Source organism: Neobacillus sp. 204, assembly GCF_046562815.1.
Lineage (GTDB): Bacteria > Bacillota > Bacilli > Bacillales > Cytobacillaceae > Neobacillus.
In genome coordinates, this window is the sequence record NZ_JBJORY010000012.1 from 157,807 (window position 1) to 178,135 (window position 20,329).

The following is a 20,329-nucleotide window of genomic DNA, read 5'->3' on the forward strand; positions in this document are numbered from 1 at the left end:
TAAATTCACTTGTGATTTTAGACTGCTTTTTTTGCTTTTTAAAAGCAGATTCTTATATTGGTAGTTTTAAAATTAGAATAGTCTGAATTTATTTTCTGTGATATCATTATACTAACCGGTTGGTATGTAATTTGTTATAAAAGCAGAAAAAGGAGTCGAAGTACGATGAAAGCCATTCAATTTAAGGAGTATGGAAAACCAGAAGTGTTACAAATGGTAGATGTACCGATACCAACAATAAAACCAGGATATGTACTGGTGAAAGTGAAAGCAGCTGGAATTAACTTCGCTGATACTGCACGCCGGTATGGTCAATATTTAGCAAAAACTCCGCTGCCTTTTATTCCTGGTGCGGAAGTTGCTGGAGTTATTACAGAAGTGTCACCTGAAGTCACTGAGTTTAAAAAAGGAGATCGTGTCGTTGCATTAACAGACGATGGTGGCTATGCAGAGTTTATTGCCCTTCATGTATCCCAGTTAGTAAAGATACCGGAAAATGTAGATTTTAACCAAGCAGCGGCTATCCTGGGTCAAGGAGTTTCCGCCTACAACATCTTAAAAACATCGGGACAAATTAAAAGAGGTGATACTGTCTTAGTTCATGCGGCTGCAGGTGGAGTAGGAACCTTAGCTGTCCAGTTAGCTAAAATCATGGGGGCGGGTAAAGTAATTGCAACCGCTAGCAGTTCTGAAAAATTAGAACTGGTCCATACACTTGGTGCAGATGTGGGGATAAATTATACAGAAGAAAATTGGCATGAACAGGTTTTAGCTACTACGGAAGGAAAAGGGGTAGCTATCATACTTGAGATGGTCGGAGGTGACATCTTTAAGAAAAGTCTGAAATGTATGGCTATAAATGGAAGACTTGTCGTTTATGGTCGTGCAGGTGGGCAAGTGACAAATTTCGACCCGGCCATTCTTATGCAGCGCAATGTTAGTGTAATAGGGTTCTGGTTAGTTCATATTCTAAAAGATGTTAAGTTATATAAAGAAAGTGTAATAGAATTATTGAATTATATTGGTGAAGGAAAATTAACATTAATAATAGGTAAGACTTTCCCCTTAGATGATGCGAATATAGCTCATGAACTAATGGAAGGGCGCAAAACAATAGGTAAGTTAATACTTAATCCATAAAAGCTATCATAGCAAACATACATCATAAGGGAGTAGAGGTGGTACTTTTGGATAAAATCGAGCAAAGCAAAGAGAAACCAGTAAAAATAAGCTATCGGACATGTCCATTGTGCGAAGCGACCTGTGGGCTAGAAATTCATACCCAGGAAGAAAAGGTAGTCCATATAAAGGGAGATACGCAGGACCCATTTAGCAAAGGTTATATATGCCCGAAAGGATATAGTGTAAAAGAACTCCACTCAGACCCTGATCGAATTCGAAAACCCATGATTCGGAATGGGTCAGAATGGCAAGAAGTTTCTTGGGAGGAAGCCTTTTCTGAAGTAAGGAAGGGGCTTCGTTCGGTAATCGAGGAGCATGGTAAGAATGCGGTCGCTGTCTATTTAGGAAACCCGAGCGTACACAATTTAGGAAGTATGTTATATATTCCAAACTTTTTACGTGCGTTAGGAAGTCAGAGCATCTTTTCGGCCAGTACCCTAGATCAGATGCCAAAACAACTTTCATCTGAAATTATGTTTGGAAGTGATGCCAATCTCCCAATTCCAGATATCGATCATACAAACTATCTATTGATGATTGGTGCTAATCCCCTTGCATCCAATGGAAGTTTAATGACTGCACCTAATATGAGAGAACGATTGAAGGCTCTAAAGGATCGTGGCGGGAAGTTAGTGGTCATTGACCCAGTTCGTACTGTTACAGCTAAACAAGCAGATGAACATTATTTTATTCGTCCAGGGACTGACGCTTTGTTCTTATTAGGACTTATTTATACCCTTTTTGAGGAGAGATTAGTTAACCCTGGGAAGTTGGTTGATTATATAAACGGGCTTGATGATATCAAAGCTCTTTCTCAGGATTTTGCACCTGAAGTTGTTTCCGCTCATTGCGGAATTCCAGAAGACACCATTCGTCAAATAGCACGTGAACTTGCCAGCTCCCCTCAAGCGATTGCTTACGGAAGAATGGGCACATGTACACAAGCTTTTGGCACACTGAATAGTTGGCTTGTGGATGTAGTAAATGTTCTAACAGGAAATTTGGACCGTCCAGGCGGTGTGATGTTTCCTAACCCAGCCACGAGGCGTGCATCTTCAAAAAAAGTTCGCTCGATACGACATAATCGCTATCAGAGTAGAGTTAGAAATACTCCTGAGGTTCTGGGTGAGATTCCCGTATCCTGCCTAGCAGAAGAAATTGAAACCCCTGGTCCCGGACAAATAAAAGCATTTATTTCCATTGCTGGAAACCCAGTGCTTTCAGCACCTAATAGTCAACAATTACAAGCAGCGCTTGAAAAAGTAGATTTTATGGTCAGCGTTGATTGTTATTTAAATGAAACATCTCGCAATGCAAGTGTTCTGCTTCCTGCTCCTTCACCATTAGAACGCTCACATTATGATATTACCTTTTACAACCTTGCTGTTCGAAATATTGCACACTACTCAAAGCCTGTTTTTGACCTTCCGATAGAACAACTAGATGAATGGCAGATTCTTATTCATTTAGCGGCAGCGGTTTGTGAGGAAAAAATGGAAGGAGATATCGTTAGTAAATTGGATGAAATTGCAATCAAGGAATTGATCAAGCATGAAATCAAAAACTCGAATTCTCCTATTTATGAGCGAAACGCTTTGGAAATTACATCTATGTTAAAAGGTAGAAAAGGGCCTGAACGTTTACTTGATTTTTACCTTCGTGTTGGGCCTTACGGAGACCACTTTGGAAGAAATCCTGAAGGACTAAGCTTAACTGTCCTAGAGAAACAGCCACATGGTATGGACTTTGGAGCACTTCAGCCGAGGATCGACGAGATTTTGCAAACACCTTCAGGGAAAATTGAATTGGCAGCACCAATTTTAACGAAAGATGTTGATCGTCTTCGTAAATCGCTTGATTCGAAATCCGATACAATACTCTTGGTAGGGAGAAGAGACCTACGGAGCAATAACTCCTGGCTGCACAATCTCCCGGTTCTAGTAAAAGGAGAAGATAGATGTAAGCTCATGATTCATACCAGTGATGCTAAAAGATTGGGGCTATTACGAGGGGATATGGTATTGGTGAAGTCACGAACAGGAAAGATTGAAGTACCAGTAGCAATCACTGATGATATCATGCCTGGGACGGTAAGTCTGCCTCATGGTTGGGGACATAACCTTTCAGGAGCGCGACTTGGGGTAGCCAGTCAGCATCCGGGTGTTAATGTCAATCTGTTGACGGATGAACAAATGATTGATCCTATATCTGGAAATGCGGTGCTAAATGGAGTACCAATCATAATTGAAAAAAGTATGCTAAGTTAGATAAAATAAACATTTCACACGAGGAGGCTCGCCATTTTGGCGAGCCTCATTTATTCCTTTTTTAGTTTAATCTTCGTTCGAATTCCTGCCCACACTGCAATGACAAGCCCGCCTATTGTATCAGCAATTAAATCTGTCATCGTATCTTTATTGCCGCCGCCTTGTAAGTTCATATCGAAAAACTGGTCAGAGCTAAATTCATAAATTTCCCACAGGACCCCGCCGAGTGCTGCAAAGGATAACGTAAATAAAAACACAAACCATGGCGAAATCTTATCGCCAGCATTTCGATGGATCATTCTTTCGTATAAAGCAATTCCGGAAAAAGCGAGGATGGCTCCGCTGATCAAATGCATAAAGGTGTCCCACCAACCGAGCCCATACCAACCTAGAATTGAACCCAAATATTGTGAACCAACCAAGAATATTAAATAAGAAATAACAATTGGCAAATTGAATTGTAGTTTGGTGAATAGTGCCAATAATAGTGGGATGGCACCGCAAACAATTCCGCCAATCGCAACGGAGCCTTTAAAGGATTCATCATTTGAATAGTAATAGACCGCTAAAACGGCCATGAAAAGGACATAGATGGAGCTAAAAGTAATTACAAGTTTTCGATTCATCAATCTTCACCTCATTAAACTTCTTGTTTTCGAAAATATGCGTAAATGGTAATTATGAGTCCACCAAAAAAACCGCACAATAAGTCATACATTGTATCTTTATTTCCGCCTAATTGCATAATATGCGTGACTGTAAGATCTCCCACAAACTCATAAATCTCCCAAAGTACACTTGCTAGGACAGAAAGTGAAAGAACAAAAAGAGAAATAATCCATCTTGAAGTATCCTTTCTAACTTGTTCAGGAATCATTAATTTATATAAAGTTATTCCAACACAAGCGGTATAGATCCCTTTATAAAAATGAATGGATGAATCCCACCATTTATATCTAAGATAAAAATCACCGATTGACCCTAAATAGGTGGTACAAAAGATAAATAGATAAAAACCAAATATGGATGGCAGGTTAAATGGAATGTTCTTCTTAAAAATTAGCAGAATAGGTAACCCACATACAATAATTCCCCCTAGGGCCACCTGCCATTTGGATGATTCCCCTTTAATAAGGAAAAAAATAAATAAAACAATCATAAATAATACAAATATACTACCTAAAATGATAAGTATTTTCCGTTTCAATTACTCACCTCATTACATATGATTCTTTACAATTATGTCCAATAACAATAAATGAAATCACTCACTTTATTTTGGAAGAAAGAAATATTCCTACTCGCATAGACACATACAAAAGAGTATATTGGATAGGTAATACTAATAATTAAGGGTATAGACCTAGATTAGATTGTGGCGGAGGATATTATGCAAAAAGCGCAAATACCGACTTACGAGCGAATTGCAATAGATTTAGCAAATAGAATTTACGATGGAAAATTTAAAGTGGGTGAAAAAATTCATGGTCGTTCAACGTTAGCAAGTGAATATAAGGTTTCTCCAGAAACCGTTCGAAGAGCAATAAAGATATTAGAAGATGTCGAGATTGTTCAATCCACAAAAGGTAGTGGAATTGTCATATCATCTCGTGAAAATGCCTATAAATATATACAACGGTTTTCGAATCTCGCGAGCATTAAAGATCTAGAGAAGCAAATGAACGCACTGATTTCCGAAAGAGACAAGCTAGATGAGCAGCTCTTCGATACACTAAGAAAAATAATGGACTACTCTGGAAAACTTCGTCATACGAATCCATTGGCACCCATTGAGGTAGAAGTGTATTCGGACTGTAGTCATATTGGGAAAACCATATCAGAACTGAAATTTTGGCAAAACACCGGGGGAACTGTTATTGGGATGAAGAGGAAAGGTGAATTAATTATCTCACCTGGACCTTATGCATTAATCCATGAAGGGGATGTCCTCCTGATTATTGGCGCTGAAGAAACACATGATCGAGTTATACATTTCATGGAAGAGTAAAGTTGCTTAAGAAAAAAAGAAAAAAGCCGGTTGCTAAAAACCGGCTTTGTCCTTTTTGGAAATTATTCTAATAACCCTTCCGTTTCTAAAAATTCCTTTGCAACTTTGGCAGGCGACTGTTTGAGGCTGTCGACCTTATAGTTTAATTGTCGCATTTTTTCATCGGTTAATTTACCAGCCAGAGAATTAATAACCTTTTTAAGTTCTGGATGTTCCTTTAACGTTTCCTCTTTTAACATCGGAACTGCATAATAAGGCGGGAAGAAGTTTTTATCATCCTCTAATACCTTCAAATGGAACGCTTCGAGTAACCCGTCAGTCGAAAAGGCATCGATCACATCACTCTTATGGTTTGCTAATGCGGTATAACGCAATCCGCCATCAATGGCTTTAACGTCGTTGAATTTTAAATTATACTTTTTGGAAAGTCCGATTAGTCCATCCTCACGATTTGGAAATTCAATGGTTGGACCCATCGTTAAATCCTGGCTTACCTTAGCTAAATCAGAGATCGTCTTTAAACCATATTCTTTAGCAGTATCTTGACGAACTGCTAAGGCATAGGTGTTATTAAATCCCATCGGTTTTAACAGTTCAAACCCATATTTTTGTTTGAATTCCTTTTGGACAATATCATAAACCTTGTCCGGATCACTTTGTGGAGGCTGATTTAAAATATTAACTAACCCAGTCCCTGTATATTCAACATACATATCAATGTCTCCCTTTTTAAGGGCACTGAAAGCAACCTGACTCCCGCCAAGATTAAGCTTTCTTTCTACTTGAATATCAGTCTTATTTTCTATTAAATCAGCAAGCATATTACCTAATATGATTTGTTCACTGAAATTTTTTGAACCAATCGCAATTTTATCCTTCGCATTCGCCTTTGAATATGCAACAAAGGTCCCAGCTACAATTAACATAATACAAGCCAAACTAATCATCCATCTTTTTGTTGTTTTACCCGTCTTTTTTGCGGATGTTTGTTTGCTTGTAAAGGAAAGGCTGGATTCCATTTTCCCTACAATAAAATCAATAACTAGTGCCAGGATACAAGCTGGAATAGCCCCAGCTAAAATCATATAATTGTCGACCGTTTGTACACCTGAGAAAACTAGATACCCTAGTCCGCCAGCGCCGATGAAAGCGGCAATCGTCATTAATCCAACAGCGGTAACCGCTGAAATTCTGATACCCGCCATAATCATCGGGAAGGCTAGTGGTAACTGAACCTTTCTCATTGTTTGACTCTTGGTCAGACCGATACCTTTGGCGGCTTCCAGAATATCCCCATCAATATTCGTCAATCCTGTGTATGTGTTCTTAACAATTGGAAGAAGCGAATAAAGTACGACCATAATAATCGCAGGTGTACTTCCGATTCCAACGAATGGAATGAGAAATCCAAGTAATGCTAAACTCGGTATGGCTTGAATCACATTTGTTGTGCCGATAATCGGTTTTGAGAGTTTAGGTTCCCTTGAAATTAAAATACCGAGCGGGATCCCAATAACAATCGCAACTAGGACCGAAATGACACTTAAATAAAGATGCTGACCAAGTAAACTAAAGATCTGTTCATAGTTCGTGCTTATATAATTCCAAAATCCACTCATTAAAAGGCCACCTCCAAATCGATTAATTGGCTGCTTAATGCAGAAAGAATACTACTTCTCGTAATCAGGCCAATTAGTTGGTTATGACTATTTACAACTGGCACATAACCGATTTTATGTTCATTCATTGTTGCTAAAACAGAAATTAAATTTGCATCCTGTGAAACGGAAAGAATGTTTTGTTCCATAATCATTTCAATCGAGGTGGTACGATTTAACAATTGGATACTTTTCAATGTCACTAAACCTTTTAGGGTATTATTTTTATCAGTAACCATGAGACTATCAACCTTATGGTCCTTCATCACCTCAATAGCTTGAAGCACGGTACGCATCGAAGTAATTTTCACCGGGTTTGGAATCATAATATCTTCGGCCATTAATAATTCAGGATTGTTCCACACCCTTCTTTTTCCAATAAATCCTTCGACAAAGTCATTGGCAGGATTTTTAAGAATGTTTTCAGGTGTATCATATTGGAGAATGTCACCATCTTTTAAAATACAAATCTTATCAGCTATTTTAATAGCTTCGTCCATGTCATGGGTAACAAAAATAATCGTTTTGTTCAATTCCTTTTGCATTTGGAAGAGTTCATCTTGTAGGGAGCTTCGAGTAACAGGATCTAACGCACTAAAGGGTTCATCCATTAAGATGATGTCGGAGTTGGTTGAGAAGGCCCTTGCCACACCAATTCTTTGCTGCTGGCCGCCACTTAATTCTTTTGGGTAGCGATGTAAGAATTCCTTAGGGTCTAAACCGACTAATTCAAGTAGTTCTCCTGTTTTCTTGGTAATCGAAGCAAGATCTTCCCCTTTAAGTTTTGGGATTAATTCTAAATTTTCCTTAATCGACATATGTGGAAATAAACCGGTATTTTGGATAACATAACCAATATTTCTACGCAGTTCAATCGGATTCATGGTCGAGATATCCGTCCCATTAACAAAAATCTTTCCTGAGGTTGGCTGAATTAACTTATTGATCATTTTTAGTAAGGTGGTTTTCCCACAGCCACTCGGTCCGATAAAAACAACCAATTGACCAGCCTCAATTTCCAATGAAAAAGGCTTTATTATCGTTTTGGTTCGATACTTCTTAACAATATTTTTAAACTCTATCAATTTCATTCCCCCTTGTATTAAAATAGGCGCTGACTAAATGCAACAACTTAATGGTAACATAAAAGTTGTTTCTCTGTCTAATCAAGACCGATTTTACCCTTGGATAGAAATCTAAAAAAGTTATAACCAAAAGTGTTAAAATAGAGTAAGTAAATAAAATGATAATGAAAAGGAGAATCTATTTTGAGCTTTGTTCGAGACAAATTCAGTGCGAAGTTTTTCCTTTTCCTCGTGTTTGCTTTTCTGTTAATTCATGTGCCTATTCTAGGAAACTATGTAAAAGTCATTAATACCCTCATTCATGAATCCGGTCATGCATTGATTGCTCTTTTTGGAGGAAATGTCGAGAGAATTTCGTTATTTATGAATTCCGAAGGAGCGACCTATAGTCAGCAGTCAACTAGGATTGGCAGTTTTTTAACCAGCCTGGGAGGATACACCTTTGCCTCGTTTATGGCATTTCTGTCATTTTTATTAATTGGTAAGAAAAAACAGATTGTCTTAATTGATATTTTGTTAGGTTTTATTGGCTTAAATCTGATTTTTTGGGTAAGGAATCCATATGGTTTGTTTTGGCTTTGCTCCTTTGCTGTTGCATTTCTTTTCTTACTTATTAAAGGTAGTCAAAACTTTAGAGACAACTTATTACTTTTGATTGCCTCGATCTTATTAGTGGATTCCGTCCAAAGTGCTTATGAAATCTTATATATCAGTGTATTTCAACCGCAGTCAGCAGGCGACGCAGCAAATCTTGCGCGTATTTCAGGGATTATTCCTGCACCAATTTGGGGGATATTCTTCTTTGTTCAAGCACTATGGTTCTGCTATTACGGATTAAAAAGAGGATATTATAAACTTGGAAGATAAGGTAATGCATGCAGAAATGATCATTCCTTCAGGTAGACAAAGTTGGCTTTGCCTACCTGAAAGGAATGAAGGATGAAGTATATATTATTTTTGTAAATCCTTTTTCGTGATTTCACTACGAATGCTCGTTTCCTTTGAAAACTCAGCATCTTGTTTCTTATTGTTAGGATATTTATTTTTCCGTTCCCTGTTATCATTTCTGTTTGTCATCATTTGCCCTCCTTTTAGGTTACTCGGTGATTATTTTGTACAAGAGTGGATTTTTTTACTCCCGTTTATACAATGTTCATTAATTAATGCATAAGATAGAATTATGTGCAGTTTTTAGAAGGGGGCATATGAAAATGAATGCGTTAGATGCAATTAAAACTCGCAGAAACATAAAAAATTTTAAACCTAATGAAATTGACCAGCGTTTAATTCTTTCATGGTTAGAGGCTGCCGCAATGGCACCCAATCATCGCATGACAGAACCATGGGAGATTTTTTTTATTGGAACAGAAACGAGAGAAAAACTAAACCATAAAACAAACTTTGGAAACGCACCAATTGTGTTGATGATTGTATCAAAGCATGGTGCCTCGTCCGTAGAAACAGAGGAAAACGCACATGCAACTGCTTGCTTTATCCAAAATTTTAATTTAGCTGCATGGGCAGAAGGGGTGGGGACCTTTTGGTCATCCATTGGCATCACTCCCAAAAACAGAGGGATCCTCGGTGTTCCGGATGGCTATGATATAATTGGCGTTCTAGGGGTAGGTTATCCAGTAGTAATTCCAGAGCCCAAACCACGGACCCCGATTAAGAACAAAATCAGAAATTTACCCTAACAGAAACCAGAAGGAGCCAACCGAATGATTACGATTGGCTCTTTTAAATTAGCTAGAAAGCTTGATTGTATTCAAATGTAAGCTTGTCGATAATTTTTTGAACAGGGAGAATGTCATGAATTTCACCCACTCGTGCACCCGCAAATACAAGTCCATTTTCGACGTCACCATTCATCGAAACCAGTAGAGAATCCATTGTACAAAAGCGGTAGGAACAACTTTTTAAGCAATCAATGCATTTAGCGATTTTTAACTTGTCTGGTCCACTAATTAATTTAGCAAAATGATTATTAATCGCTCTTCCATGAAGGCCTACAGTGGTTTTAACTAAAACCAAATCTTCATTCCTTGCATCAACATATTTTTGCTTAAATGATAAGGGGGCATCGCATTCCTCACTGGCTACAAAGCGTGTCCCCATTTGAACACCGGAGGCACCCATGGCAAGTGCCCTGGCGATATCTGCACCAGTCAGGATTCCTCCTGCAGCAATAACGGGGATGGAAACTGCTTCAACCACCTCTGGAAGGATATCAAACATAGGACGATCGGTACCAAGATGTCCTCCTGCCTCAAAGCCTTCAACGACAACTGCTGCAGCACCGAGTCTTTCTGAAATTCTCGCTAATTTTGCTGACGAGACAATTGAAATAACCGGAATACCTGCTTGTTTTCCCCATGCATACATATCTCTTGAAATTCCTGCCCCAGAGATAATAAAATCAACTTTCTCTTCGAGGGCTGCCTTCATTTTTTCAGCAAAGTCATTCATCGCGAATAGAACATTAACACCAATGTATCCCGCATCTTTAATCAGGCTTTTCGCCTTTCTAATATGTGATCTCAGTTCGTCGGTTGAAATCCCGGTTCCAGATATAATCCCAATCCCACCCGCATTTGCAACAGCTGAAGCCAATTTACTAAGTGAAATACCTACACCCATTCCGCCTTGCATAATAGGAACCCGAGGGCTCATATGACCTATTTTTAGTTGTGGAAAGTTCAATTTATAACCCCGTTTCATTTTTTGTAGTAGAAACTTCTCAAGCATCATACCACTTCAATTTAGTTATGTCTGTGATTACTATCACCAGGTCATAATGGCAGGTGGTATAATTTACTAGTATGGTAAAATAAATATATATGATAAGAACTTATTGTATAAAAAATTTGTTGAAGCCAAACGATACGATATGAAGTGAAAAATGGATGGTGGTAGGTAGGATGATTATTTTTACGGATATAGATCTGGATGGTTTAGGATGCGGGCTGATTGCAAAACTGGCCTTTGGAGACGATGCGAATGTATTTTACTGTTCTTATCGGAATTTAAATCAGCGAGTAGAAGGGGTGATTAAAAACCCTGAGAACAATTATGTGGAGATTTATATTACCGATTTGGCGGTAAATGAACAGGTCGAGAAGAAACTCGAGGAGCGGTTTAAACAAGGCAAACCTGTTCAAATGATTGATCACCATGTGACGGCTATGCATTTTAATGAATACAAATGGGGGAGTGTCATTCCTGAGTATGAAACCGGTAAGAAGACTTGTGCAACCTCTTTATTTTATGATTACCTGATTACGAATGGAAAAATGGAGAGAAATAAAGCTCTAGAGGAATTTATTGAATTAGTACGCCAATACGACACGTGGGAATGGGATGAAAACAATAATGTGACGGCGAAACGCTTAAATGATTTATTCTACATACGAAATAGAGAGCAGTTTGAAGAAGAAATGCTGAAAAGGTTAACGGAAAATACAGATTCGTTTATGTTATCTGAAACAGAAAATATGCTTCTTGATATTGAGGAGCAAAAGATTAATCGTTATATTCATTCAAAAAGCAGGCAAATTGTCCAAACCTTTATTGATGAATATTGTGTGGGGATTGTCCATGCAGAGCAATATTTATCGGAGTTGGGGAATGCGCTAAATAATTTATATACACATATGGATATGATTATTCTGCTGAATATGAGCGGTAAGAAAATGGGGTTTCGGACAATTCATGATGAAATAAATGTAGCCAAATTCGCCAAAAGATACGGTGGAGGAGGGCATCCGAAAGCATCAGGATCGGAATTGACAAGTGAAGCATTTAATCAATTTGTTGTGAATGTTTTTGAGATCCTTCCACTTAAACCAGATGCTGATCGGAATGAATTTAACGTGAAAAATTCTCATTCTGGAGCCGCCTTTCAAAATCAAATGGGCGAGATTTCATATATCATCCCTAGGGGTGAAAGTGATTATTATATCGTGCATAATCAGATGAAACTGGATCAATCATTCACAACTTTTGAGGATGCTGAGCGTTATGTCAAAAGAAATTATTCTTCATGGCTTCAATATGACCAAGACTATCTTTATCAGTTATCCGCCAGACTTAAGATACCAATTGATAAGATAAAGCAGAACCATATAGAGATTATTAGTAATCACCTCGTCGATATAGTTAAGGGATAAAAAAGAGCTTGGGGTGCCCCAAGCTCTTTTTGTGTAAAAAAACGTTGGACCCAATCGGGTTAAGGTTTCGTTAAGGAACGAATGGTAATATAATCGTGGGTATTTATTAGTGTTATTTCAGTATCGTAATTACCATGAAACAGAAAGTAATTCCACTAACATATTCTTGTAATATTTAAAAGGTATAATGGTTTTATAAGCTAATTCTAAATAGTTCTCATTGGTTTTTAGTCAAGGGAAATTAGTTGAGTGACAATTAAAAAGTATAGTAAAATACCTTTTTTGAAATTTAAATAATGGGGTGATAGGATGGCTTCAACTTCAAAAAGGAGTAAGTATTTTGATAATGCAAAGTTTATTTTGATTTTTCTGGTCGTCTTTGGGCACCTGATTAGTCCATTAAAAGAACAAGACGGGATTCTTTTTACTTTATATACATTCATTTTTCTCTTTCATATGCCCGCTTTTATCTTTATCTCGGGATACTTTTCTAAAGGTTATAATAAGAAAGGCTATTTATTAAAGTCGATTAAAAAAATATTGCTGCCTTATTTTATTTTCCAAATGATTTACTCCATTTATTATTATCTAAATGGGCAGGAAGCGAGAATAGAGATTGACTTTTTACAACCACATTGGTCACTCTGGTTTTTGCTGAGTTTGTTTTGTTGGAATTTGCTACTATACGTCTTTGCTAGATTTAGATGGATTGGCTTTTGTTTCGCCGTCTGCTTAGGAATAGCGATTGGATTTATTGATGGTGTGGGTAGCTATTTAAGTCTTTCCAGAACGTTTGTATTTTTCCCATATTTTTTATTAGGCTTCTTATTGAATGGCGACCACCTGAAAAAAGCGCTTCGTTCCAAGTTTTCAGTCCCAGTGGGATTAGTCATTATTCTAGGAACTTTCTTATCTTTTGGGTTCAGTTTCCCGGATAACGCAGTGCCGTGGCTCTTGGGTGATACCTCATATTCAAATATGGGACAAGAAGAATGGTCCGATGGACTTTTTCGAGGACTCCAATATATGCTGACTTTAATTGTTGTCTTTGGATTTATGACACTTATACCTTCCAATCCACTAAAGGTATCTGAAATAGGTGAAAGGACGTTGTATGTCTATTTGTTCCATGGTTTTATTATCAAATCACTTGAGGTAGCTGTTCTGGACAAAAATCTAATCGATTTTACAGGACATTATCTATTCTTGATCATCTTTTCTTTCATCATTTGTTTAATTCTTGGCAGTTACGTTATTAAAAAATTCACGCGACCGCTAGTGGAACTTAGGATTTAGGGTGACAATAACAAAGTAAGAGCCGAACAGTTACCTGTTCGGCTCTTTACATTGTTATAAAAATCCAAATAATGAGCTTACGATATTTTTCTTTTTTCTCTTTCCTTTACTCGAGTCAAAGACAATTGGTTCTTCCATTTGAGAAGGGATATTCAGCTTACTAAAAAGCTTTTGGAATTGTTCAAGCTGAGCAGTCAATTCATTGACTTGAGCTTGCAAATCTTCTATTTCACGACGATGCTGAAGGAGTTGATATGAAGCAACGGAATCTGCTTTTGAGTGGAGTTCCATTTCTAATTTACTGACTTTTTCATTCAATTTTTCAATTGCGAGATTGTCTTCTACTGCTTTAACAATACCTTTTCTAGGTTTTTTTTTCTCTTTTATTGGAGTGATTTCCTGGATTAGTGTTCCACTTTGGAGTTGTTCATGGATCTTTTTCAATACTTCAATGTCCTCACTGCTAAAATGATAATGCCCTCGCTCATTTCTTTCCATTGGTAACTCAAGCTGTTTGATCCAGCGTTGTATAGTACTGGTAGATACTCCTAATAATTTTGCTACTTCACTAGTATTCATTTCGAATCCCTCCAATGTTTTAATTAATCCCTAATCCACAGGTAACGAAAGAATTCTAAAAAGAAAACTGCTAAGACATGTCAATCTATAATATTAAGACCAGAATTTCCACCATTTCTTTTCTTTTGCAGATGCTACATCACGGTAACTGTTCAACATTTGCTGAAAGGCTATTTCCCGTTGAGTAATTTCATGCCGGTATTGATTACGCTCTTCGAGGAAGAATTCACGTTCTTTGGCCATTGCCTCAGTTAGACTTGATATCTCGTTGTTCGTTACATCCACGTAGTGGGATAATTCCTCAGATGTTTCTGATAACTGCTTGGAGAGTGTATAAATTTCTTGAGAAGTCTCTATCGAAACGTTTGCAATATTGTTAGAAAGGTATTGTAAGGAGTCAGCCGATAGTTCAGATGCTTTTTCAAGTGTCTTTGATAAATCTTGAATTTCAGCCTGGGTGTTAGCTGATGATTTATAAATAGAGTCAGATATTGACTTAACTGTTGTATAAGTTCCTTTGTTTATTTCCTTTTTTACTTCTTCTACTACTTCTTTTCGTACGACATTCCGGATTTCATCTTTTACTTCACTTAAGAAAGTTTGCTTGTACGTATCCATTGCCTCGAAAAACTGATGGGCATCGATCGCATCCTGTATGGTAAGATGTGCATCAATTGCATCCTGAATGGTAATTGGTGGAGGAGGTTCCGAAATGACCTCGAGTGAGACTTCGGTTGTTTCTTGCACCACAACACTTTCAGGTTGCAGTTGTGAGACTTCGGTTGTTTCTTGCACCACATCACTTTCAGGTTGCAGTTGTGAGACTTCAGTTGTTTCTTGAACCACTTCACTTTCAGGGTGTAGTTTTTTTTGCATCCATTCCCTTATTGCTTCCTTACTTACTTTATTTTCATACATTTTTTTTATTTCTACTAGTTTGTTAATTTCTAAATCTGTATATATTCTTGCCCCTTGTTTTGTCCGAGGAATATCAAGCATTTCTTCTAAATCTTTTTCCCACTGGCGTAAAATGCCTGGTTTGATATTTATTTTTTTAGCCGCTTCTTTTAAGGTATAGGTCTTCACTATAAATGTCATTCCTTTCTATTTATCTAGGAAATAAATCATCTTGTGTAAGTTATTCACCATCCGGTATCACTTTTTCCTGCAACATGACAAAAGCTATCAAAACAAGACGGAAAACATGAAATAACAACATATTTTTGCAAAAATCATCCGTCATGACGAATATTCGCAAAAAAACAATTGAGAAGAGAGAAATGAAGGTTTAATATATGAAGTGAAAATGATATGGGGGAGAAGGAGCAACATGTGGATTGCAGCGGCTTTAATTACTATGCTTTGCTTTGGGGCAAATAATACGATTTTTAAGTGGAGTACGGGGAAGAGAGTCTCGAAGGTACATATTCAATTCTTCTTTTATTTTGTAGCCTTTGTATTAACATTGGGATTTGCCATTGTTAAGGAAACTGTTCACCTGAATCTAATGACTATTTTGCTTGGTGCTCTGATTGGAATATTAAATGCAAATGGCAATATTCAAATGTCAAAGGCCTTTGAAAAGGGCCCTGCTAGTTTGACATCGCCTTTAGTAGGCACTAATACTATATTTCCAATCGCGTGTGCAGCAGTTGTATTTCATGAACAGATTACACTGGTTCAGTGGTTGGGGATTGTATTTATGCTAGGCTCTGCAATGGCCATTCAATATTCAACTGAAAAAAAAAACAGGAGGACAAGTTATCTTCCTTGGATTCTTCGTGTTGGTCTTGCCATTTTATCGTTTGGTATATTAGGGATTTTAATGAAAACAACCTCATATTTACATCTCAATTCATTAAATATCCTTATAGCTATGTATGGTGGCGGGAGTATCTATCTAATGATTTGTAGTCTGCTGACAAAGGAAAAGTGGCAAAGGTCAGAGGTTAATGTAGGGTCTATTGTAGGTCTAATTAGTATAGTGGGATATAGTTGTTATTTCTATGCGCTTAAGACTGGGACAGCAAGTATCGTCTTTCCAGTAGTAAGTTTAAATTGTCTAATAGTTGTTCTGGCTGGTTTCCTGCTCTATAAGGAAAAACTTAAAAAGTATCAAGTAATCGGTGTCTTTACCGCATTACTTGGGATCATTTTCACAAAATTATAAAGTGGTAACTGAAAAAGGTTCAATAAAAGTGCAGAGCGTTTCAATTTGATTGAAACACTCTGCACTTATTTTTTTCAGGTACTAACTTTATTTAACGAGACCAAGCATTTTTAATCCATTAAAAATACCAGAATCGGTAACATTTGTCGTTCGATGTTTTGCATATTGAAAAAGATCTGGATGTCCGTTTCCCATTGCAAAGCCTTCCCCGACATTTTGTAGCATTTCCTTATCGTTCATTCCATCGCCAAAAGCAATCGAACTTTCTTTATCTATGCCTAGTCGCTCTAAAACTACTTGAACTCCATAACCTTTGTTGACACTGTCTCGAATGACATCATAGCAATGCCGCATTCCCTCGAGATTGACTTGGGATAAATGGATACCCTCATCATTTTGATAAAGGGAAGGATCCTCTTTTTTTAGATTCACCAGCGTCATCCCTAGGACAGCATTATTAACGGAAGGAGAATATGGTTCATTTTTATGTAAGTGAAATTTGTGCATAAAGTCAGTTAAAATCTCCGATTCCATATTGGTAAAAACGTTCTTACTATTTGTATATAGGACCACTTCATGATCGTTCTCCTTCGCTATTGTTAAGAAATTCTTAACTGTTGAGCTATTCATCGGCTTCTGGAATATATCCGCACCTTTATAAATGGCATAGGCGCCGTTATAACCAATGAATGAGTGAATATTCAACTCTTTGGCAAGTTCATCTATTTCATGAAGCGGTCTGCCGGTGGCTAAGAACACCTCCAAACCCAGAGACTGAACCTGTGCTATGGCCTCTTTTGTGGAATCCTCAATTGAATCATCGGGTCTCAGTAATGTTCCATCGATATCTAAAAATAAAACTTTGTAATTTCCCATGAATGCAGCTCCTTCTCTGAAGAATATTGTTTTTAGTCTACCACTTTTTGAGAAGGGAAATCATACTCTGTCAATTAATCGTGTTGATTTGAGAAGTTAGGAGGAATAATAGGGGAGGTAGATACCAAAATGAAAAAGTGAGGAAAATTTATGAAAAAGATGTTCCTGCTAACCCTATCACTTCTCCTCTTAGTGCTTCCAAATGATGTATCAGCAAAACAAAAAGTTCCGATCTTAGTTTATCACTCGATCGATGAATTTAACGGTATTGGCTCACAGGAGTTATATGTCACTCCAAAAAACTTTGAGAAACAAATGGCCTATTTAAGAGATCATGGCTATACCTTATTAACTTTCGAACGTTGGCAGGATATTAATTCAGTATCAAAGCCGATTTTTATCACCTTTGATGATGGATATAAAAATAACCTTCATGCGTTTTCGATTCTTCAAAAGCTCACCAACGAAAATTTTCGTCCTATGGGTACCTTTTTTGTAATTTCTGATTTCATCGGCAGAGCCAATCGTTTAACAAAATCGGATCTGAAAATGTTGGCAAATTCAGGATTAATCTCGATTCAGTCACATACAGCAACCCATCCTGATCTAACAAAAGTGGAAAATTTAACATATGAACTTAAGGAATCAAAAGTAAAAATTCAACAAATAACAGGGAAACCCGTCATTGCACTTGCTTATCCCTTTGGGAATACGAATGAACATGTGGTGGCAGAAACGAAAAAGTATTATCAATATGGACTTACGACCACACCAGGTCCATTTTCTCTGACTGGCTTTAAAAACGAATTCTACTACTTACCTCGAATTTATATAAAATATTCAACCACGCTCGAAGAATTCGAAAAAGTGGTGAAAGTCGACTAATGGATGAACGATTACTTTTTAAGAGATTAGACTGCTTTCTGCCAAAGATAATGAAAAGACACTGTAAACTGTCCGAAATCTGTATGTAATCAAACAACGTTATAATAGTGTAACATAATCTAGACTCTATTAGGGCGGGTGTTTATATGGAAGAGACAATGGTAAAATCCTATTTACAAAAATCACTGGACGAGTGGAAGGATGATATTTCACTAGTCTTAACTGAAATTGCGAATGAATATGATGAAGTAGCACAGGAATTAAAAGTTTATTCTTACAAATATGGGATCACTAAGCAAGTGATTCAATCGACAGTAAACGAAGAAATCATTGAAAAAATTCGTGATATGTACCATAAACCATTTGAAGAAAGTTACAATCAACTTAAGGAATACATAAAGGACTTAGAGGAAAAAAGACGTGTTTTTCAAATGTTTATTCAAAAGATTGAGGAAGTAACAAGAAAAGAATCAGCGAAAATTACTACTTATTAAAATAACTTTATCCGCCGGTAACAAAAAAGCAACCTGATCATTTTGATTAGGCTGCTTTTTTTTGCTGTTGTTATAGAACCAGTGCTTAAGTGTCATGCATATATTGAAACAAGAGTTTAATTGTGAGGTGTGAAACTAATGATTACCGCTAATATTGGCAGTAAAACCTATCGAATCCCTGATAACCTCGAGGAATATTTTCAACCGTTTCGCTCACAAGTAATTGGGATAAACCAGGAATTTGAATCTCCATATGGAAAAAAGAAAATTATTTATGCGGATTGGACGGCTAGCGGGCGCCTTTATCGCCCGATCGAACGGAAGATTTCTGAGGTATTTGGACCATTTATGGCGAATACACATACAGAATCAAATATAACCAGTTTAATGATGACGGGAATATATCATCAATCCAAACAAATTATTAAGGAACATGTAAATGCCGACAAACATGATGCCTTGATCCTGGATGGATTTGGAATGACCTCTGTCATGAATAAGTTTCAGAGACTATTAGGAATGAGAGTCCATGAACAGTGGAAATCACGTTTGCAGCTTTCTGAAAATGAGCGGCCAGTAATATTTATTACACATATGGAACATCACTCTAACCAAACATCCTGGCTCGAGACACTTGGGGATGTAGTTATTTTACCTGCTGACCATAATGGAGGCGTGGACTGTAACCAGTTGGTTCAGATGCTTCAGCGCTATAAGAACAGACGAATGAAGATCGGTTCGTTTACAGCATGCTCCAATGTAACAGGGATTCAAACTCCTTATCATCAATTAGCGAAAATCATGCATCAACATGGCGGGATTTGCTTAGTGGATTTTGCAGCAGCTGCCCCCTATGTAAACATTAATATGCACCCGAAGGACCCTTTGGAGAAACTGGATGCTATCTTTTTCTCTCCCCATAAATTTTTAGGAGGACCAGGAACAAGCGGTGTTTTGGTATTTGATACTCGATTATATGCTAATCATGTTCCAGACCACCCTGGGGGTGGAACGGTCACATGGACGAATCCCTGGGGAGAGCACCACTATTATTCCGATATTGAACTACGGGAAGATGGCGGGACACCGGGAATCCTACAAGCGATTCGGACTGCCCTTTGCTTGAATTTGAAAAATCAAATGGGTGTGGACAATATTTTGAAAAGAGAGGAGGAGCAGTTAAGTATTTTATTACCGAAATTAAAAGAAATTCCTGGCCTTCATTTATTAGCTGATCATAAAACCGATCGCCTCGGTATTGTTTCGTTTTGTATGGAGCATATTCATTACAATTTAATTGTCCGCCTGCTGAATGACAAGTATGGGATTCAAGTAAGAGGCGGATGCTCTTGTGCAGGAACCTACGGGCATTACCTCCTTCAAATTGATAAACAATCCTCCATGCATATTTTTGAAAAAGTAAACAAGGGAGACTTGTCGAAGAAACCAGGCTGGGTGCGGTTCTCATTACATCCGATTATGACAAATGAAGAAATCATGCTGTTTGTAAATGCCTTAAGTGAAATCACCCTAAACATTAATGTATGGAAAAAAGATTATCGATATGATAAGGCTAGCAATGATTACTTTTATGTCGACCACAAAAGAGCGGATATGGCCCCACTATTTCGGTTTGAATAATGCTCATTTAAGGTTTACA

General features: G+C 37.5%; 20 protein-coding genes. 11 read left to right on the forward strand and 9 right to left on the reverse strand.

Annotated features, from left to right (window positions below; genetic code table 11):
* Nucleotides 1–165 precede the first annotated feature (165 nt).
* Together ACJ004_RS22750 and ACJ004_RS22755 are read left to right on the forward strand one after the other, a co-directional pair.
* Entirely contained in the window at nucleotides 166–1,140 is a 975-nt protein-coding gene (locus ACJ004_RS22750) for a quinone oxidoreductase family protein (RefSeq protein WP_410895415.1), read from the forward strand.
* Between the two features lie 47 nt (nucleotides 1,141–1,187).
* Nucleotides 1,188–3,449: a molybdopterin oxidoreductase family protein gene (locus ACJ004_RS22755; RefSeq protein ID WP_410895416.1), complete on the forward strand. Its 2,262-nt coding sequence runs from the start codon at nucleotides 1,188–1,190 to the stop codon at nucleotides 3,447–3,449.
* 50 nt (nucleotides 3,450–3,499) lie between these two features.
* Here the strand turns inward: ACJ004_RS22755 and ACJ004_RS22760 are convergent, their stop codons facing one another.
* Together ACJ004_RS22760 and ACJ004_RS22765 are read right to left on the reverse strand one after the other, a co-directional pair.
* The gene (locus ACJ004_RS22760) at nucleotides 3,500–4,075 is read right to left on the reverse strand and encodes a DUF2238 domain-containing protein (protein ID WP_410895417.1); all 576 of its coding nucleotides are present in this window, start codon (nucleotides 4,073–4,075) and stop codon (nucleotides 3,500–3,502) included.
* A 14-nt stretch (nucleotides 4,076–4,089) separates the two neighbouring features.
* Nucleotides 4,090–4,656, reverse strand: a complete 567-nt coding sequence (locus ACJ004_RS22765; protein WP_410895418.1) for a DUF2238 domain-containing protein — start codon at nucleotides 4,654–4,656, stop codon at nucleotides 4,090–4,092.
* A gap of 183 nt (nucleotides 4,657–4,839) precedes the next feature.
* Here ACJ004_RS22765 and ACJ004_RS22770 point away from each other — a divergent pair, with 183 nt between their 5' ends.
* Complete coding sequence (locus ACJ004_RS22770) at nucleotides 4,840–5,457, forward strand: GntR family transcriptional regulator (protein ID WP_410895419.1); 618 nt, start codon at nucleotides 4,840–4,842, stop codon at nucleotides 5,455–5,457.
* Between the two features lie 62 nt (nucleotides 5,458–5,519).
* On the opposite strand, the gene ACJ004_RS22775 is transcribed toward ACJ004_RS22770, so the two are convergent.
* The gene (locus tag ACJ004_RS22775) at nucleotides 5,520–7,076 is read right to left on the reverse strand and encodes an ABC transporter permease/substrate-binding protein (RefSeq protein ID WP_410895420.1); all 1,557 of its coding nucleotides are present in this window, start codon (nucleotides 7,074–7,076) and stop codon (nucleotides 5,520–5,522) included.
* Nucleotides 7,076–8,200: an ABC transporter ATP-binding protein gene (locus ACJ004_RS22780; protein ID WP_410895421.1), complete on the reverse strand. Its 1,125-nt coding sequence runs from the start codon at nucleotides 8,198–8,200 to the stop codon at nucleotides 7,076–7,078. The genes ACJ004_RS22775 and ACJ004_RS22780 overlap by 1 nt, the downstream gene beginning before the upstream one ends.
* 183 nt (nucleotides 8,201–8,383) lie before the next feature.
* On the opposite strand from ACJ004_RS22780, the gene ACJ004_RS22785 reads away from it, so the two are divergent.
* Nucleotides 8,384–9,067 (forward strand): M50 family metallopeptidase, encoded by a 684-nt coding sequence (locus tag ACJ004_RS22785; protein ID WP_410895422.1) that lies wholly within the window; start codon nucleotides 8,384–8,386, stop codon nucleotides 9,065–9,067.
* A gap of 84 nt (nucleotides 9,068–9,151) precedes the next feature.
* Here ACJ004_RS22785 and ACJ004_RS22790 read toward each other — a convergent pair whose 3' ends face one another.
* Nucleotides 9,152–9,277, reverse strand: coding sequence for a hypothetical protein (locus ACJ004_RS22790; protein ID WP_256358297.1), 126 nt, complete (start codon nucleotides 9,275–9,277; stop codon nucleotides 9,152–9,154).
* Nucleotides 9,278–9,411: 134 nt separating this feature from the next.
* Here ACJ004_RS22790 and ACJ004_RS22795 point away from each other — a divergent pair, with 134 nt between their 5' ends.
* Nucleotides 9,412–9,897 (forward strand): nitroreductase family protein, encoded by a 486-nt coding sequence (locus ACJ004_RS22795; RefSeq protein WP_410895423.1) that lies wholly within the window; start codon nucleotides 9,412–9,414, stop codon nucleotides 9,895–9,897.
* 52 nt (nucleotides 9,898–9,949) lie between these two features.
* On the opposite strand, the gene ACJ004_RS22800 is transcribed toward ACJ004_RS22795, so the two are convergent.
* Nucleotides 9,950–10,921 carry an NAD(P)H-dependent flavin oxidoreductase gene (locus ACJ004_RS22800; protein WP_410895451.1) on the reverse strand — a complete coding sequence of 324 codons (972 nt, stop codon included), beginning with the start codon at nucleotides 10,919–10,921 and terminating at the stop codon, nucleotides 9,950–9,952.
* Between the two features lie 200 nt (nucleotides 10,922–11,121).
* Between ACJ004_RS22800 and ACJ004_RS22805 the strand changes: the two genes are divergently transcribed.
* Nucleotides 11,122–12,369, forward strand: a complete 1,248-nt coding sequence (locus ACJ004_RS22805) for a DHH family phosphoesterase (protein ID WP_410895424.1) — start codon at nucleotides 11,122–11,124, stop codon at nucleotides 12,367–12,369.
* A 309-nt stretch (nucleotides 12,370–12,678) separates the two neighbouring features.
* Nucleotides 12,679–13,665 (forward strand): acyltransferase family protein, encoded by a 987-nt coding sequence (locus ACJ004_RS22810; RefSeq protein ID WP_410895425.1) that lies wholly within the window; start codon nucleotides 12,679–12,681, stop codon nucleotides 13,663–13,665.
* A 54-nt stretch (nucleotides 13,666–13,719) separates the two neighbouring features.
* Here ACJ004_RS22810 and ACJ004_RS22815 read toward each other — a convergent pair whose 3' ends face one another.
* The gene (locus tag ACJ004_RS22815) at nucleotides 13,720–14,244 is read right to left on the reverse strand and encodes a MerR family transcriptional regulator (protein ID WP_410895426.1); all 525 of its coding nucleotides are present in this window, start codon (nucleotides 14,242–14,244) and stop codon (nucleotides 13,720–13,722) included.
* Between the two features lie 93 nt (nucleotides 14,245–14,337).
* Nucleotides 14,338–15,330, reverse strand: a complete 993-nt coding sequence (locus tag ACJ004_RS22820; protein ID WP_410895427.1) for a MerR family transcriptional regulator — start codon at nucleotides 15,328–15,330, stop codon at nucleotides 14,338–14,340.
* A 244-nt stretch (nucleotides 15,331–15,574) separates the two neighbouring features.
* On the opposite strand from ACJ004_RS22820, the gene ACJ004_RS22825 reads away from it, so the two are divergent.
* On the forward strand, nucleotides 15,575–16,414 hold the full coding sequence (locus ACJ004_RS22825) for a DMT family transporter (RefSeq protein ID WP_410895428.1): 840 nt from the start codon (nucleotides 15,575–15,577) through the stop codon (nucleotides 16,412–16,414).
* Nucleotides 16,415–16,501: 87 nt separating this feature from the next.
* Here the strand turns inward: ACJ004_RS22825 and ACJ004_RS22830 are convergent, their stop codons facing one another.
* Nucleotides 16,502–17,290, reverse strand: coding sequence for a Cof-type HAD-IIB family hydrolase (locus ACJ004_RS22830; protein WP_410895429.1), 789 nt, complete (start codon nucleotides 17,288–17,290; stop codon nucleotides 16,502–16,504).
* Between the two features lie 150 nt (nucleotides 17,291–17,440).
* Between ACJ004_RS22830 and ACJ004_RS22835 the strand changes: the two genes are divergently transcribed.
* The 3 genes from ACJ004_RS22835 (at nucleotide 17,441) to ACJ004_RS22845 (ending at nucleotide 20,310) form a co-directional block, all read left to right on the forward strand.
* Nucleotides 17,441–18,175 (forward strand): polysaccharide deacetylase family protein, encoded by a 735-nt coding sequence (locus tag ACJ004_RS22835; RefSeq protein WP_410895430.1) that lies wholly within the window; start codon nucleotides 17,441–17,443, stop codon nucleotides 18,173–18,175.
* A gap of 146 nt (nucleotides 18,176–18,321) precedes the next feature.
* Nucleotides 18,322–18,669 (forward strand): hypothetical protein, encoded by a 348-nt coding sequence (locus ACJ004_RS22840; RefSeq protein WP_410895431.1) that lies wholly within the window; start codon nucleotides 18,322–18,324, stop codon nucleotides 18,667–18,669.
* A 138-nt stretch (nucleotides 18,670–18,807) separates the two neighbouring features.
* Nucleotides 18,808–20,310 (forward strand): aminotransferase class V-fold PLP-dependent enzyme, encoded by a 1,503-nt coding sequence (locus ACJ004_RS22845; protein ID WP_410895432.1) that lies wholly within the window; start codon nucleotides 18,808–18,810, stop codon nucleotides 20,308–20,310.
* The last annotated feature ends 19 nt before the right edge of the window (nucleotides 20,311–20,329 follow it).

Excerpts from the sequence above, each read along its gene's own strand:
- ACJ004_RS22750 (WP_410895415.1), top strand. The coding sequence starts at position 166 with ATGAAAGCCATTCAATTTAAGGAGTATGGAAAACCAGAAGTGTTACAA.
- ACJ004_RS22760 (WP_410895417.1), bottom strand. The coding sequence starts at position 4,075 with ATGAATCGAAAACTTGTAATTACTTTTAGCTCCATCTATGTCCTTTTC.
- ACJ004_RS22770 (WP_410895419.1), top strand. The coding sequence starts at position 4,840 with ATGCAAAAAGCGCAAATACCGACTTACGAGCGAATTGCAATAGATTTA.
- ACJ004_RS22775 (WP_410895420.1), bottom strand. The coding sequence starts at position 7,076 with ATGAGTGGATTTTGGAATTATATAAGCACGAACTATGAACAGATCTTT.
- ACJ004_RS22790 (WP_256358297.1), bottom strand. The coding sequence starts at position 9,277 with ATGACAAACAGAAATGATAACAGGGAACGGAAAAATAAATATCCTAAC.
- ACJ004_RS22795 (WP_410895423.1), top strand. The coding sequence starts at position 9,412 with ATGAATGCGTTAGATGCAATTAAAACTCGCAGAAACATAAAAAATTTT.
- ACJ004_RS22800 (WP_410895451.1), bottom strand. The coding sequence starts at position 10,921 with ATGAAACGGGGTTATAAATTGAACTTTCCACAACTAAAAATAGGTCAT.
- ACJ004_RS22805 (WP_410895424.1), top strand. The coding sequence starts at position 11,122 with ATGATTATTTTTACGGATATAGATCTGGATGGTTTAGGATGCGGGCTG.
- ACJ004_RS22810 (WP_410895425.1), top strand. The coding sequence starts at position 12,679 with ATGGCTTCAACTTCAAAAAGGAGTAAGTATTTTGATAATGCAAAGTTT.
- ACJ004_RS22815 (WP_410895426.1), bottom strand. The coding sequence starts at position 14,244 with ATGAATACTAGTGAAGTAGCAAAATTATTAGGAGTATCTACCAGTACT.
- ACJ004_RS22825 (WP_410895428.1), top strand. The coding sequence starts at position 15,575 with ATGTGGATTGCAGCGGCTTTAATTACTATGCTTTGCTTTGGGGCAAAT.
- ACJ004_RS22830 (WP_410895429.1), bottom strand. The coding sequence starts at position 17,290 with ATGGGAAATTACAAAGTTTTATTTTTAGATATCGATGGAACATTACTG.
- ACJ004_RS22835 (WP_410895430.1), top strand. The coding sequence starts at position 17,441 with ATGAAAAAGATGTTCCTGCTAACCCTATCACTTCTCCTCTTAGTGCTT.
- ACJ004_RS22840 (WP_410895431.1), top strand. The coding sequence starts at position 18,322 with ATGGAAGAGACAATGGTAAAATCCTATTTACAAAAATCACTGGACGAG.
- ACJ004_RS22845 (WP_410895432.1), top strand. The coding sequence starts at position 18,808 with ATGATTACCGCTAATATTGGCAGTAAAACCTATCGAATCCCTGATAAC.